At 46.9% G+C, this 15,468-nt stretch carries 13 protein-coding genes; 5 read left to right on the top strand and 8 right to left on the bottom strand.

Annotated features, from left to right (window positions below; all coding sequences use genetic code 11):
- Nucleotides 1–113 precede the first annotated feature (113 nt).
- Entirely contained in the window at nucleotides 114–2,192 is a 2,079-nt protein-coding gene (locus QUB51_RS10340; protein ID WP_333259807.1) for a hypothetical protein, read from the bottom strand.
- Nucleotides 2,193–2,438: 246 nt separating this feature from the next.
- Nucleotides 2,439–3,338 (bottom strand): Hsp33 family molecular chaperone HslO, encoded by a 900-nt coding sequence (gene hslO, locus QUB51_RS10335; protein ID WP_333052024.1) that lies wholly within the window; start codon nucleotides 3,336–3,338, stop codon nucleotides 2,439–2,441.
- A 705-nt stretch (nucleotides 3,339–4,043) separates the two neighbouring features.
- On the opposite strand from hslO, the gene QUB51_RS10330 reads away from it, so the two are divergent.
- A complete protein-coding gene (locus QUB51_RS10330) occupies nucleotides 4,044–4,697 on the top strand; it encodes a Crp/Fnr family transcriptional regulator (RefSeq protein ID WP_333052026.1) in 654 nt (217 codons plus the stop codon).
- A 463-nt stretch (nucleotides 4,698–5,160) separates the two neighbouring features.
- Here the strand turns inward: QUB51_RS10330 and QUB51_RS10325 are convergent, their stop codons facing one another.
- On the bottom strand, nucleotides 5,161–6,381 hold the full coding sequence (locus QUB51_RS10325) for an FtsW/RodA/SpoVE family cell cycle protein (RefSeq protein ID WP_333052029.1): 1,221 nt from the start codon (nucleotides 6,379–6,381) through the stop codon (nucleotides 5,161–5,163).
- Between the two features lie 36 nt (nucleotides 6,382–6,417).
- On the opposite strand from QUB51_RS10325, the gene QUB51_RS10320 reads away from it, so the two are divergent.
- Nucleotides 6,418–6,840, top strand: a complete 423-nt coding sequence (locus QUB51_RS10320) for an EamA family transporter (RefSeq protein WP_333052031.1) — start codon at nucleotides 6,418–6,420, stop codon at nucleotides 6,838–6,840.
- 236 nt (nucleotides 6,841–7,076) lie between these two features.
- On the opposite strand, the gene QUB51_RS10315 is transcribed toward QUB51_RS10320, so the two are convergent.
- The 3 genes from QUB51_RS10315 to apcA all read right to left on the bottom strand — a co-directional run bounded on the left by QUB51_RS10315 (nucleotide 7,077) and on the right by apcA (nucleotide 8,768).
- A complete protein-coding gene (locus QUB51_RS10315; protein ID WP_006634929.1) occupies nucleotides 7,077–7,280 on the bottom strand; it encodes a phycobilisome linker polypeptide in 204 nt (67 codons plus the stop codon).
- A 340-nt stretch (nucleotides 7,281–7,620) separates the two neighbouring features.
- Nucleotides 7,621–8,106 carry an allophycocyanin subunit beta gene (apcB, locus tag QUB51_RS10310; RefSeq protein ID WP_006634930.1) on the bottom strand — a complete coding sequence of 162 codons (486 nt, stop codon included), beginning with the start codon at nucleotides 8,104–8,106 and terminating at the stop codon, nucleotides 7,621–7,623.
- A 176-nt stretch (nucleotides 8,107–8,282) separates the two neighbouring features.
- Nucleotides 8,283–8,768, bottom strand: a complete 486-nt coding sequence (gene apcA, locus QUB51_RS10305) for an allophycocyanin subunit alpha (RefSeq protein ID WP_333036136.1) — start codon at nucleotides 8,766–8,768, stop codon at nucleotides 8,283–8,285.
- A gap of 1,057 nt (nucleotides 8,769–9,825) precedes the next feature.
- On the opposite strand from apcA, the gene QUB51_RS10300 reads away from it, so the two are divergent.
- Nucleotides 9,826–11,028, top strand: a complete 1,203-nt coding sequence (locus QUB51_RS10300; RefSeq protein WP_333259804.1) for an FHA domain-containing protein — start codon at nucleotides 9,826–9,828, stop codon at nucleotides 11,026–11,028.
- A 258-nt stretch (nucleotides 11,029–11,286) separates the two neighbouring features.
- Here the strand turns inward: QUB51_RS10300 and QUB51_RS10295 are convergent, their stop codons facing one another.
- Nucleotides 11,287–11,871, bottom strand: a complete 585-nt coding sequence (locus QUB51_RS10295) for an endonuclease dU (RefSeq protein WP_333052036.1) — start codon at nucleotides 11,869–11,871, stop codon at nucleotides 11,287–11,289.
- 98 nt (nucleotides 11,872–11,969) lie between these two features.
- Between QUB51_RS10295 and glpK the strand changes: the two genes are divergently transcribed.
- Both glpK and QUB51_RS10285 read left to right on the top strand, forming a co-directional pair.
- Nucleotides 11,970–13,457, top strand: coding sequence for a glycerol kinase GlpK (glpK, locus tag QUB51_RS10290; RefSeq protein WP_333207751.1), 1,488 nt, complete (start codon nucleotides 11,970–11,972; stop codon nucleotides 13,455–13,457).
- 74 nt (nucleotides 13,458–13,531) lie between these two features.
- Complete coding sequence (locus QUB51_RS10285) at nucleotides 13,532–13,903, top strand: c-type cytochrome (protein WP_333259800.1); 372 nt, start codon at nucleotides 13,532–13,534, stop codon at nucleotides 13,901–13,903.
- A 16-nt stretch (nucleotides 13,904–13,919) separates the two neighbouring features.
- On the opposite strand, the gene QUB51_RS10280 is transcribed toward QUB51_RS10285, so the two are convergent.
- Nucleotides 13,920–15,446, bottom strand: coding sequence for an NB-ARC domain-containing protein (locus QUB51_RS10280; protein WP_333259797.1), 1,527 nt, complete (start codon nucleotides 15,444–15,446; stop codon nucleotides 13,920–13,922).
- Nucleotides 15,447–15,468: the final 22 nt, after the last annotated feature.

Raw genomic sequence — 15,468 nt, 5'->3', positions numbered from 1 at the left:
AAACCCACCCCTAGAAGTTGATTGAGAATGATGGTTGATTTGAGTTTTAACTCAAATCAAGCACTAATTCTCAGACTTTAAACCCCCGCCCAATGTCGGGCAAACCAGTTAACCTAACGATTGCCAGAGCTGGTCGGAGGCTCAATTTCCGGCGGTTCGGGAGGGGGATATTCAGCATCGGGAGATTCAGGCTCAGGAGGGTTCAGCGACTCCTCCCAAACTTGGATTTGCGATCGAGCTTGCTCAAAAGCCCGAGTACCCGAAGGAATTTTCTTCAAAGTCGCGATCGCCCCAGCCAGATCCGACGACGACTCTTCGACACCAAGCGCCAAAATCCGCTGACTCCACTCATCAATCGCCTCACTCGCCTGCCACCGGAGCGAACTCGACTCCGGCACCTGACTTGCTAGCGCAATAGCCGTTTGCAAAGCCTCCGCAGTCCCGGCTCTGGCCGTCTGACGGGCGTTCTGCAAATTTTGCTCGCCCTGAAATTGAGCCTCCCAAGTCCGAATGTTCGATCGAGCTTCCTGATAAAGCACCCGTCCTGATCGAATCCGGCGCGCCATCTCAATTGCCCCCGCCAAATTGCCGGCCGCCGCTAGCTGCTGAGCTCTATCCAAAAACGGCTGGTCAACAAGCCGCTGTCTCCTCTCGATCCAAGCTTGAATTTTGGCTTGAGCTTCCACGTAAAGCGCCCTACCTCTACCGATCCGAGAAGCTTGAGCAACGGCGGCTTCCAGAGCATTCGGATCGCCCATACTCGCCAAATCGTTCGCTCTTTGCAAATACGGACTGTCTTCGAGCAGCTCGATTTGACGGCTCAAGGTGCTAATTTGACGGCGAGCTTCCGAAGCGCGGGGATTTGATTCCGGGACTGTTTGCAATTGGGCGATCGCAGCCCTCAAATCATTTACCCCACCAGGCGCCGCCAGCCTGCTTGCCATATCCAAAACTTTGACATCAGCCATTTCTTGTTGCCAGCGGCCGACTAAATCTTGAGCTTGTTTGTATAAAGGGCGGCCGGAGTTCAACTTTTGAGCAATCTCGATCGCCTTGGAGAAACCCTCAACAGAGCCAGTCAAAGCCTGAGAAGTAGCATTCGCCAACTCATTAAAATCCTGTACTTGTTCCCTTAAATTTGCCGACTCTGGAATCTTGTTAGCGATCGCCATCGCCTCCTGCCAATCCCCTGCTTGCAATCGTTTTTGGGCGATCTCCAGAATTTTCTTGCTAAATTCCGCGATCGCCTTATTGGCAGCTTGATACAAATAACTGTTTTGATCAATTCCCTGAGCCAGCTTAATCCCCGTCACCAGATTGTCGAGACCTCCCTCGGAGGCTGTATTTCGGGCTTTTAGCAACTTATTGCCCTCCGCCTTAGTCGTCTGAATTAGCTTAGTCAATTCCTCGTACTTAGCCGATTCCCAGAAAGTATTTCCCAAATCCAAAAGCAGAGTAGCTTGGCTGAAAGCCAGCGGCCACTCTTCCTGACGCAAGTGGTCTTCCGCCGTGCGGTAAATTTTCTCTGCATCGCTCCATATCGACTGCCACTTTTCAATCTGCTTTTCCATCTTCGGGTAAGCCGGAACGTTTTTAGGAACCTTACGAGCGAGGGCAATCGCCTCATCCAGCTTTCCTTCTTGGAAACTAGCATTTCCCAGCCTAATAATATCCTCCGACCACCGATCGATTTGAGTGTTAATTCTCGGCCGCAGCGGATGGTTTTGTGGCAAAGCATTAACTAATTCGATCGCCCTGAGCAAATCATCCGCCGTCCGCTTGCTTGCTGCTTCTTGAGCACAAAAAAAGCGATCGTTAGCAGAAGCCGTCGGCCAAAAAATCTTTGAGCAATTTGACTGCGAGGTGAGGTTGAGCAAAGACGCAATTGCCACAAACCCCATACCCACCGATAGCATCAAACTCAGCGCCAGCCAAAACTGCCACTTATTCGACCAGTTCCGCCAAAACGGATTTTGTTCCTCCGGCGGCTGCGAGTTTTCCCCAGACAAATTCGGCGGTAGTTCCAGATGCCCTCCCGGCAGTTTTCCCGAAGTAACCAACTCTCGGAGCTCTTTAAGTCGTTGGGCCCGGTTTTTCCTTGCTGGTAAGCGCACCAGCGACGAAGTATCCTTTGTTGACTCCAAGGATTCTGATGCAGACCAACGGCCTGGTATTTTGCGATCTTGACTCATATCCTCACCACAAACAGCAACCAGCCAGCGTTAGTTATTTAAAAACTGCGAGCGCTGCTATCAACTGCTCTATAAAATGTATTCATCACTTTTACATACTCCCGTCGGCCCCAGACTGCAAGAGCCGATCGCCAAACCGCCACAATCAAAATTTTGTGATTAGGTAATTGATAATGCGTAATTGGCAATTGGTCAAGGCCATCATCCCTAACTCGCACTCAATAGAGCCAATTACACATTATCGTCTCAAGAACCGGAGTTTGAGCGCAAATCGCCGATGAGTTCCGCAAGTTGGTCGCTATTAGCTTGGTAAACCTCGTTGCAGAAATGGCACGTAGCCTCAGCCCCCCCATCTTTTTCAATCATGTCTTGGAGTTCCGCTTCGCCCAACATTTTCAAAGCTCCCAAAACTCGATCGAACGAACAGCCACAGTCAAAGCGCACCATCTGAGTTTCCGGGAAAATTTCCAGGCCCATATCTCCCAGTAACTCTTCGAGAATCTGGTGCAGCGTTTTGCCCGATCGCAGCAGTGGCGTAAAGCCCGACAATTCAGCAACTCTAGATTCTAAAGTTTGCACCAATTTTTCGTCCGTTGCCGCCTTCGGCAGAACCTGCAACAGCACACCCCCAGACGCTTCTACCCCGCCCGCCCCCACAAACACCCCCAAAACCAGAGCCGAAGGCGTTTGCTCGGAGGTTGCCAAATAGTGAGTCAGATCGTCGCCAATTTCGCCGGAAACCAATTCCACCGTACTTGAATAAGGGAAGCCGTATCCAACGTCCCGCACCACGTACAAATACCCGTCACCTATTGCCCCGCCGACATCTAGTTTGCCTTTAGCATTGGGCGGCAGTTCCACTTCGGGATTATCCACATAACCTCGAACTGTTCCATCAAGTCCTGCATCAACCAGAAGCCCGCCCAGTGGCCCATCTCCTTTGATGCGAATGTTGACCCTCGATTCGGGCCGCTTCATGCTGGAGGCGAGTAACAGCCCTGCTGACATCGTGCGGCCGAGGGCGGCTGTAGCCACGTAGGAGAGCTTGTGCCGCTGTCTTGCTTCTTCGGTGAGGCGGGTGGAAATGACGGCTACAGCGCGAATTCCGCCCTCTGCGGCTGTAGCGCGAATTAATTGATCGGCCATGAAAAACCTTACTTTGTCTTTTGATACCTTCTCGAACTATTTTAGAAGTTCTTGAAGGTTGTGGCAGCACAGAGCAGCAGTTGACTCGGCCGGCCTGGATGTGCGATCGAGCTTCAGAACTCGCCTCTGTTTTCTTTTTTACCTTGATTAACCGACTATTTCTTAACAAATACTCGAAGGGATTATTCACGATCAATATTTATTTAAAAAGCCCCAAATAACGAGTGCCTTTATTTTTACAAAGCCACCTTATTCTAAGTCATTTTATAACAACTAACAAACAATCTTTGGAGCATTTAAACCACTAACGAGGCCAGTAGGGTGCGTCAGATCGATCGCTTCCCTCGGCAAGGGAAACGCTGCGGACTGACGCACCCTACAATACTATTTTAAATGCTCCACAGCTTAACCACTAATAACTAATAACTATAGTCCAGGACGCACTACGAACAAATAAACCTGGCTTTTTAACCTATCTAGAGGCTTTTAAGCCGATGTACTTAATCTCAACAACCCGGTTTCTGGCTACCGGTGCATAAGTCTTAAACTAATGACTAATGACTAACAACTAATGACTAATGACTAATGACTAATGACTAAAGCTTATCTTGCCGCTAACCTGACGATTACCAAACCTTTACCTTGGTCGGTTAGAGTCAGAGGCGTAGGTCTCAGACCAATGTTTTTTAGCTGGAAATAAAGGATATGCCACCAACATCCAAAGCACTTTTAGCGGAAATCCAGCATAACACAGGAGCGAGTCGAAACTTGCATTTTTATGCCAAGGGGGAAACCATTCCTATGATGTCGCAAGGCCTTTGGCGAGTGTGTCAAGGTCTAGCACAACTGAGTACGCTTTATCCAAGCGGGGAAGAAGGACTTTTGGGTTGGGTTGGGCCTTCGATGTGCTTCGGTTTGTGGTTGACAAGCTTGCAGACTTACCGAGCTACGGCGACATCAGATATTTATTTGATCTGGTATTCAATGGTGGAAATCGAAGCTTCTCCTCAATTGGCTCACGAGTTGCTACCTCAAATGGTACGGCGGCTGCGGCAAATGGAAGCAATTTTAGCGATCGCCGGACAGCGGCGAGTAGATGATCGTTTGTATCAGCTACTGCTATTATTGCAACAGGAATTCGGTCAGCCTGTGGTTGAGGGAACTCGTTTGAATATCCGCTTGACACATCAAGATATTGCTAATGCGATTTGCACGACGCGGGTAACAGTAACTCGAATGCTGGGAAAATTGCAGCAGCAAGGGTTAATCAGTCGAGATGGCGATCGGCATTTAATTCTTAACAAAGATGTTTTTGCGTCCACGTCGGATTTGTTTGGCGGCAACCCTCAAGCTGTGTAGAACCGACACCAATTTGCCTTTCCACTTTTTTGCATCTACATAAAGTCTTCCAGTATTAGCTATCAAATCTCAGTGCATCAGAATTGTTTATCTGGCTCCTCCTCTCCCTATCTACAGCCATACGTTTGCAGTTGGAAAAGATATAATTAAGCGGTGCATCTATTTAGGACTAAACTCAATGGCTAACTCAACTCAAGAAACACCGCAACCAGACAAAAAAGAATTAACTGAGATCACAGCTAAACCTCAAGAACAACAAGAAGAACCGCCCAATAAAGGTGACGGGCGGAAATAGTCGATCGTTAGTTTTTATTTACAATTACTCGTTACCAGGATCTGCCTGGTAACGCAGATCCAGAGGAAGAGCCTCCAATTTGCCCCAGTAAGAATCGAGGCTCTTCCTCTGGCTATTGGCTCCCAGGTAGATCCTGGAAGTTAATCGAGTGTGTTTACTATTGACAAATTATTCGGTTTGTGCAGTGCCGTTGTTCGATCGCAACTTAGGCTTTCCCGGCTTTCCACGGAGGCCGTTTAAAGAAACCACATCAGCCTCAGAACTCTCCCTCGCCACCCGAATCAGCAACCCCGACAACAACAAACTCGCCAACATCGAAGAACCCCCGTAACTAAAAAACGGCAGTGGCAAACCCGTAGTCGGCAAAACCCCCGTCGCCACCCCAATATTCAGCAGCGACTGTCCCACCATCACCACCATCACCCCAATCGCCACCAACTGAGACTCAATATTTCGAGCCTTCATCGCTACCCTCAAAGCCACAGTCGAGTAAGCCGCCAACATCAGCAACAGCGAGAAACCTCCCACCAAACCAAACTCCTCAGCAAACACAGCAAAAATAAAATCGCTGTACTGAATCGGCAAATAAAATAACTTTTGCTGCGACATCCCCAAACCCACACCCCAAATGCCCCCAGAACCCACAGCCAGGAGACTTTGAATCAACTGATAGCCGTCTTGCATCGGATCAGCCCAAGGATTGAGAAAAGACATAATCCGGCGGCGCTGATATTCCCTCAAACTAATACTTAAAACCGCTAAAAGCATTCCCCCCATAGCCGTTGCGCCCAACTGCAAGTAAGGTAAGCCCGCAGCCAAAGCCACCAACCACAAAGTCATCCCGCACAAAGCCGTGGTACTTAAATTTGGCTGCAACAAAATTCCCAAAAGCATTGCACCGAAAATTAACAGCCAAGTTAAGCGAACTTTATTTGTCAACCGGGGCCAGTTACCGAAAATGCGGGCGCTTTGGAGAACAAAAAACGGCTTGATTAACTCAGAAGGTTGAATAATCGGAACTGGGCCCAGAGATATCCAGCGAGTCGCCCCGTTGATGGTGGTTCCCACTCCCGGAACTAAGGTCAACCAGAGCAATCCCAGCAGCAATAAAACGCCTAACTGAGATGTTTTCATGATGTAGCGCAGTGGGGAGTACACTATCAAGTTAAAGCCGGCCAGCCCGATCGCCACTGCGATTAGCTGTCGTTTAAAATAATAAAGGCCGTCTCCAAGTTCATAATTTGCAATGGGATAGGAAGCCGAAAACAATGCTGTCAGCCCGACAAACAGCCACAGAAAAGTCAGCCACCTCAGCCACCGCGCCTCAGCGGCCCATTCAGAGGCGCTGGGGTCAAAAAAAGGAATCAAGCGTCGAATGTCATTAGCCATAGGATTTTAGAATGCTCTCAATAAACTCTAACAAAGATGGCTAAAGTACCAGATTGGTTAATTTACGCATTAATCTGTTCGCTATTATATGGTTTGTGGGGATTTTTTGGCAATTTAGCGACTAAATATATTGACTATAAAACTGCTTTTGTTTATGAAGCAATTGGCGCTATTTTAACTACTTTATTTATTATTATCAAAACTAATAATTTTAGTTTTGAGGGAGATGTTAGGGGAATTTTGTTTGCCATGTTAGTTGGCGTTGCTGGCACTGTGGCATCATTAGTATTTTTTATAGCCCTTGGCAAAGGTGAAGTTGCCAATGTAGTGAGTGTTACGTCTATCTACCCGCTGATTACTATATTATTATCGTCTTTATTCTTGAAAGAGGCTATTACATTACCACAAATGCTTGCTGTTTTGTTAGCGATAATCGCAGTTATACTGTCTTCTTATTGAAATATTTGTCAATGATGAGATTAACAACGCTGGACATTCTTCCTTCTACTAGAGGAATCCTAAATGATTCAGATAAATTTGTAGGGGTAGTGCTAAGAGTGCCTACCCCCTATCTATCGGGCAACCACGGGGGATTGCCCCTACAATAATTATGCAAATGATGCGAGGATTGCTATATAACAACAAAAAAGAGGTCATCGCGACCTCTTACCCCTCTACTAATCCAGCTTCGGCTCTTAAAGTAAACCTGTATTAGCTCCGGGCTTACCGGTAGCCAGTTGCACTTTAATAATTCTGCCGCCCATTTTCATAATTCTTTGCTGTTCCCGGAACCAGTTGTCGTAAGGAACGAGCTTAGTAAAATAGGTATTTTGCAATTCGCGCTGAGTGCGGATGCGAGTTTGACTTGGGACGCAAGCAGTCACCTTAAACATTCTCATGGGAAACTAACTCCTGAGTAGGTTTACAGATTATTAGATGGATTTTTTAAAGATTGAAGGCAGGGAGTTAGGAGTCAAAACTAGCTCGTTAAAACTCGTCGGGCTTTCTCGACAAGCCTTTGACGGTCTAGCAATCACTCTCAACTTCCCTGACCTCTTTTCAAAGTCAAAGGTAAAAAGTCCAAAGTAAAAAGTAAAAAGTTAAAAGAGGCAAGAAATAAATCTTCTTCCTTCTTCCGACTTCCATCGGACTGAAATCCGTTACATCCGTTACATCCGTTACATCCGTTACAGAATCCGTTGCCGAACTTCCTTCTTCCTTCTTCCTTCTTCCTGAGTCTTAGCTCAAGCCAGAGCAGATGTAGTCGAAATAGACGCCCATTTCTTTACCAGCGTCAGAACCAACCAAACCGGCGGTGACTTCTTTCATTGCTTGGATTGCTTGTACGGTAGAACCGATGGGCACGCCCAAGGAGTTGTAGGTTTCTTTCAAACCGTTGAGCACGCGCTCATCGAGGATGGAAGGGTCGCCAGCTAGCATAGCGTAGGTGGCATAGCGCAGGTAGTAGTCCAAGTCGCGGATGCAAGCTGCATAACGACGAGTGGTGTACATATTGCCGCCGGGACGAGTTACATCAGAGTACAACAGAGACTTAGCAACTGCTTCTTTGACGATTGTGGCTGCATTAGCGCTGATGGCGGTAGCGGCGCGGACGCGCAGTTCGCCAGAAGCAAAGTAGTTCTTGAGCTTGTCTAGAGCGCTGATGTCGAGGTACTTACCTTGAACGTCAGAGGAATTGATAACGGCGGTAATTGCGTCTTGCATGGTTGTCTTGTTTCCTAGAAAGTGGCTGAGTCAGTCCAATTTTGGAGCTAGAATTTGGAATTTGGGATTTGGGATTTAAGATTTTTAAGTGGCTGGTTATTTGCAATAGCTTTTAACTTGTTGCCGGCAACCCCCAATTTTTCAATCTAAAATCGAAAACCTAAAATCAAAATTCCTTACTGCATCGCACCGATAACGTAGTCGAAGTAGGAGGAAGCTTCGGAAGCATCTTCTCCAGACAGCAGCGAGCTTGCTGCATTTTTCATAGCGCGAACGCCTTCGGCGACGGCTTCAATCGGGGTGCCGAGAGATTTGTACATTTCGCGGACGCCGACAATACCGATTTCTTCGATCGGAGTAATGTCGCCAGCTACGATTCCGTAGGTAATCAAACGCAGGTAGTAGTCCATGTCGCGCAAGCAAGTTGCGGTCATTTCTTCGCCGTAAGCGTTGCCGCCGGGAGAAACAATATCAGGGCGCTTTTGGAAAAGTTGGTCGCCTGCTTGCTTGACGATGCGTTCGCGGGATTCGCTCAAAATTTGGGCGATGCGGACGCGGCGTTCACCAGAGGTGACGAAGCTTTTGATCCGATCTAATTCACCTGGGCTCAAGTAGCGAGCTTCGGCGTCTGCGTTGACGATTGATTTGGTGACGATACTCATCTTGTGTGTACCCGCTGGATATTTTGCTATATGAACTGCTCTGCGCTGAGCTAGCGAAGGCGGGCGCTTGTGTCCCGTATCTTTCCTGCTCAGGCAGGAGCTTTGACGGGGAAGGCTGGACTTTCCACACTCAGCAACTGTTGAAGTTGTTGGCGGGTGACTGCCTTCGGTGCTTAACGGCGCTGGTTCTTCACGCCGGTGCGCTTGTGAGTGCTCGCACTAAGCCTGTCGCTTACAATACCATAAATGACTGATGCGATCTTTAATTTATGATCGAGATTGCAGCAGGCCACTTAGTGGCGATCGAGTGACTGTCGGGCAGTTAGTAAGGATATTGCTTCTCTGACACAACTACCTCTCGCAAGTATTTTGAGGCATTATGTTCACATTCTGAGTGTTACTGTAATAGTTTGTAACATTCCTTTTCATATTTGGGCCCTCGCTGGGGTCTGAGGAGTTAAAATTTCATAGTTAAAAAATTGCTAAAATTATCTGGCAGCAAGGGTTACAGGCGATAGAGCATTGAGCGGGAATTGTGACGGGCGAGGGCGCGAGGTTCAAAGGCTTGGCCCTGAGATGGAGGGAAGCGGGAGATGGGGGCAGACAGCGCGGAGACAGGGGCCAGATGTGCGATCGTCTCACATCTTGCACCATTCTCAATCAGTCTTGGACGGGCGGGCTCTCTTGCCCAAGGCGTGTCAACTTAAGGTAAAACCGATAGTCCGTCAGGGGTTGAAACCCCTGCCTCAAAGCGAAAGTCCTCTAAAAGAGGACTAATGAATGATTCAGTCCTCTTTTAGAGGACTTTCGCTATTAGACAGGGAATTCATTCCCTGGCGGGCTGCCGGGTGAGCGGGAGGACTGGCGGACTAAAAGCTTAAGTTGACACCAATGTTTCCTACCCAACCCCTACTACCCACAAGAAGACTCACTCTTTGTGTTTGTGGAACAGGCCGGAAAGCCTGTTCTCGATAATAGTGCCAGATATAAGATAATCGGAAATCCTAACTTTCGAGCTTGTAGCTAGATTTGACTCTCACTTTAAATCTGGTGCGCCGTGAAAAGAAATCTATCAGCCCTTAAAAAAGCTTTACAGTTTGGCATTAGCGGTGCTGTCGGCGGTTTCGTCGGCAATCTCATCACCGAACCTTTCATGCAGGGGATCACTGGTTCGGAATCTGTTTTTGACAGTGTATTGTCCACAGCTCGGTGGTTTGGATTGGTAGGCGGTGGTATTGCTACGGCTATCATGTTCGGCTATTATTACTATATCAAAGGCAAGCCTCAAATTAAACAGGCTTTAAAAAATGGCGGATTGTTTGGTTTAATTGCAGGAGCCATTTCTGGGGCGATCGCCGAAGGTATTTACAGCGGAATTGGCGACGGAAACAACGAATTATTGCGAGTAATTTGCTGGGGAATAGCTGGCAGTTTGTTAGGACTGGGACTGGCACAGCGGATTCCTAATTTGGGGGCGCTTCGCGGCCTGGGAGGCGGCGGTGTTGGGGGTGTGTTGGGCGGCTGTTTGTTTATTCTATTTGCTTACAATCTCTCCGGTACGGCGGGCCGTTTAGCTGGCTGTGCTGCGATCGGTTTTTGGATTGGAATTATGCTAGTTGTAGCTGAAACTTTGTTCAACAAAGCTTGGCTAGTAATTAGTTACGATACGGGAGCAAATCGCACTCTCACTCTGGGTGCGGAACCAGTGACTTTTGGCAGTGATGAAAATTTGTCCATTATCTGCATTCCTAATGTTTCGCCCCTAGCAATGCGGTTTCAATTGGAAGCAGGTCAAATTGTTTGCGAGAATCTTGATAGCGGGGCGGTGAGTTATTTGCGATCGGGCGACCAAAAGAGAATCGGCAACTGTACAATTACAGTAGGAAACTCTGACTTGCCAGCCCCAACACCGACAAATATTCCGCCTACCTTTATATCAGATCAGCCCGCAGTAAATTCTTTTACCAGCGGTCAATTTTCTCTGAAATTAGGAAGTCGAGTTATTCCTCTGAGTGCGGGAACTCAACTATTCACCTCTGACATACCGAGTTTAACAGCCGCAGCATCTAACGGGCTTGTAGCTATAGTCACTTCTCGATCGAGAAACGAGCTTTCGTTAGGATTGACCAATTTGTGCGATCGCGCTTGGTGGGCTACAGACATTCAAGGCGATATAAAAATGGTAGAACCTGAAACTACTCTGACTTTGGCGTTGGGAACTCAAATCGAATTCGGTGAATTAGAGGGCGAAATTGTGTAATTAAGCGAGTAGAAACTGAGATATTGCACCATTGTCAATAAACTTTTCATGGCCGGGCAGGATGCCCAGCCCACAATAAAATTTACTCTGTGTGGAACGGGCATCTTGCCCGTTCTTAACAGGATATCCGATCCACCCACAATAAAATTTCCTCTTTGTGGAACGGGCATCTTGCCCGTTCTTAACAGGATATCCGATCCACCCACAATAAAATTTCCTCTTTGTGGAACAGGCATCTTGCCTGTTCTTAATCATAATTCAAGCAGAACTGCTGCTAACTCCATTAATTACAGCCGCACCAATCAAATGAGCCAAACGCAAAGCTTCAGGAACTTTCCCCGTGTCTGTCAAACGCTGGAGAACCCTCGCTATTACTTCCGGTTGTTCGCCACAAACTTGAAAAAAGAAAGGTTCAAAAGCGTGAATTTTCCCGGCGCGGCGCAACAATTCTAAACGGTATTCCGAGTCTGGTAAATGGCGGAGGGCTTTTTCAACAGCAGCTAAATCTGGTTGGCGGCGCATGACAGCAACACAAGGAATTTGCAGCCGCGATGCTAACTCAGGAAGGTCAATAATATTGAAGCCTCCGAAAGCAATTCCGTCAAGCAAAACGAGATGCAATTGCGGCAGAAATTTGCCTCCGAGGAGTAGCCCAGAAATAGCATCCGTGGCATCTAATCCGTCTGGTAGGACTTGTCCCCACACCATTCCTTCAAATCGAGTTACCCCGCAGACTATGCCCGCGATCGACACCAGGCTGCCGCTTCTACGAGAAAACGGAGCGTCGTCAAAGCCAATAACCTTAATTGTGCGATCGAGCCTCAGCAAATCTGCCAGTTTCAACTTGTGGAGTTCCCTAAACTAAAGTTTTTGAGATTAGCTTGTGTTTTACATAGTATCATATACGTTAAATAGCTCATTACTAAAAAGGTTTTAGACAATTGGTAAAAAAATACGTAGCAGCGATCGACCAAGGAACTACCAGCACCCGATTTATCATATTCGATCGCCTGGGACAGATAATTTGCAGCAACCAACAAGAACATCAGCAAATCTATCCGCAACCAGGATGGGTTGAACACAATCCCGATGAAATTTGGCAGCGCACCCAAAGCGTGATTAAAAATGCCTTCGAAATCGGCAATATCGAACCCACAGATATTGCTGCACTCGGTATTACCAACCAGCGCGAGACTACAATTATTTGGGACAGAAAAACTGGCAAATCTTACGGCAATGCCATTGTTTGGCAAGATACCCGCACTCACCAAATTTGCGAAAAGTTAGCTGAAGTTGAGGGCAAAGATCGATTTCAAAAACGATGCGGTTTGCCGCTGGCTACTTATTTCAGCGGGCCGAAAATTAAGTGGATGCTGGACAATATTGCAGGATTGCGGGAAGCAGCAGATCGAGGGGATGCGATTTTTGGGAATGTCGATACTTTTCTGATTTGGCACCTGACTGGCGGCGCGCACATTACCGATGTTACCAACGCCAGCCGCACGATGCTGATGGATTTGCAAACCCTCGATTGGGATGCCGAAACTTTGGAAATAATGGCAATTCCCCGCCAGATGCTGCCAGAAATTCGCCCTTCGAGTCAAGTTTTTGGAATTGCAAAAGGATTGCTTGCAGGTGTTCCGATTGCTGCTGCTTTGGGAGATCAGCAAGCCGCCCTCGTCGGGCAAACTTGTTTCAGTCTGGGGGAGGCGAAAAATACTTACGGTACGGGCTGTTTTATGTTGCTGAATACTGGTGAGACGATCGTCCCTTCAAAGCAAGGATTACTAACAACAGTCGCCTACAAGATGGGGGAATCGCCCGCTGTGTATGCTTTGGAAGGCAGTATTGCGATCGCCGGAGCTCTAGTGCAGTGGCTGCGGGACAATTTGGGCATCATCAACACATCTGCGGAAGTAGAAACATTAGCAAATACAGTCGAAGATAGTGGGGGAGTTTACGTTGTCCCGGCATTTTCTGGACTCTACGCCCCCTATTGGAAAGACAGCGCGCGGGGAGTAATTGCAGGTTTAACTCGCTACGTGACTAAGGCACACATTGCCCGCGCAGCATTGGAAGCTACAGCGTGGCAAACGCGGGAAATATTGGACGCGATGAATCAGGATTCTGCTGTGCAGCTTTTGTCTTTAAAAGTAGACGGAGGTATGGTGGGAAATCACACGCTGATGCAGTTTCAGAGCGATGTTTTGGGAGTGCCTGTGGTGCGGCCTGTGGTAGCAGAAACTACTGCACTCGGTGCCGCTTATGCGGCAGGTTTGGCGGTGGGTTTTTGGAGTCAGCTAGCCGAATTGCGGGACAATTGGGCGGTGGATTGTATTTGGGAACCGAAAATGCCGATCGCACTTCGCGAGCAAAAATATCGCTTTTGGAAAAAAGCAGTTTCCCGCACATTCGATTGGGAAGAATAAATCGCTTATCTAACCCTAAAATGCGTATTTAGTGATATCATTAAATCCCGCACTATTTTTCAACTTGCAAATAGATGATTTTCCTAAAGAACTTAAAAAAAATCCTCAGCGCCTTTCTATTGATACTGACACTGGCATTTGTAGAAATCGCCACTAATTCCCAAATGGCGATCGCAGATACAGCTACAAATCCCACAACCGCAGCCGAAGTCTTCAGCGCCAACTGTGCAGGTTGTCACATCAACGGCGGCAACATTATCAGGCGCGGCAAAAACTTGAAACAAAAAGCATTAAAAAAATACGGCATGGATTCCATCGCCAACATTTCCAACTTAGTAACCAACGGCAAAGGTATTATGCCAGCTTACAAAGATCGTTTGTCGGAACAACAAATTATCGATGTTTCAGCTTACGTGCTATCCCAAGCTGAAACCGATTGGAAATAGAACCTCGGTAGATTATTTATAGCTTAGGCAATCTTGCCACAGACATCATATATTTCTTTACCGCAGGTTGAAGCGCGAACAGAGTTTCACTTTCGGCTTGGACTGTTTCAATTAGCGATCGCCTTAAAAGCGATTCCAGCGCCTTCAGCAATTCTAAACCCCTCTCTTGCTGAATATCGGAGTACAATTTTTCACACCCAACAGGCTTGACTTCTTTCGCCATGCAGTGTAATAGCTGGATTTCTAATTCTGATAAGCGATAAAATTGCCGAGATAACGTATCGCTATAATCTCCCAGAAACAGCCCATTTCTTAAAAAGTTAGCAATGCTGTCCCCAAACATATCATGAATAGTTGTCGTTACTATTTTTAACGCTAAAGGATTGCCGCTGTATGCCTCTATCAATTGTGAGTATTCACCTTCTTCAGACAAACCCTTGTTTTTAAGGATTTCCACAGCCGCTTCTCCCAAACTACCCAATTTCAATGATCGTACAGATTGATTTTGACCTTCTAACGCCGCAATTTCTTTAGGTTTTTCGCAGCTAGTCAACAGCAAGCAACTTTGATGCTGCGATTTTCCTACTTGTTTCAGAAATTCCCCATATGCTTGATATCCTTCTCGATAATTTCCTGTTAACTCCTCAGTGCAGAAAACGGCTTCCCACTCATCTAAGATTATCAAACATCGACGCTTTTGTAAACACTGAATCAGGCGCTGGATACCATCAGCGATGATTTTCGGTTCTATTGCATTTGTGGAAGCGATTAGGTTCTCCAGGGAAAACTCAAGCTGCGAGATCGCAGCTTGAAAAAATTTTTTATCCTGAGTAATTAACTGCAATTTATCTAAATCGCTTGGCGGTTTATCGGATAAAAATTCGATTAAATTTACCAGAGTATCTGCCAACACAGGTGCATGACTGAGGTTGACCCAAATTAAGCACTCAAACTGGTGTTTAATCAGATTTGTTAGCTTAGATGCTAAAGCAGTTTTGCCAATGCCACCCATACCCAATACAGCAACTAAGCGGCAGTCTTCCTGTAAAATCCATTGTTCTAAGTTAGCAAGTTCTGTTGTGCGCCCGTAGAAAATAGACGTATCCACCGCCAGCCCCCATTCAGTTAGATTTTCGATGGGAGTTTGGGGAGTTTGAGTATAATTTCTCAATGTAGGAAGCAATGTTTCTCCACTACCCTTTTGTTGATAACCACGTATTTCTAGCATACTTGGGATTTCTTTCCAGTCTTTCGGTTGTTGCAGCGTCAAAACTTGAATGTAGCGATACAGCCCTCTCGATAAGTCTACTCTAATACCGGCACATTCGCGGTGGAGTGCGGCGGCGATTTCCACCGGACTATAATTGCAAAGCAATCCTCGCAGGTAAGTTTTTTCTAAAGGAGTGAGTCGCTGCTTTCTACTGCTGGTGTAATCTTGTTTGGCTGCTGTCAAGTCTGCATATAACTGTTCGAGATTCCAGCCAGCCGCAGCCTCTATAAATTTCTGTGCTGGTATTTGTAAAAGTTTATTTCGCTGTGTCATGTATATTCATAATAAGTAAACA

The organism is Microcoleus sp. AT8-A3 (genome assembly GCF_036705675.1).
GTDB lineage: Bacteria > Cyanobacteriota > Cyanobacteriia > Cyanobacteriales > Microcoleaceae > Microcoleus.
The sequence above is the reverse complement of the archived record's forward strand: the minus strand, read 5'-3'. Positions and strand labels throughout refer to the sequence as shown.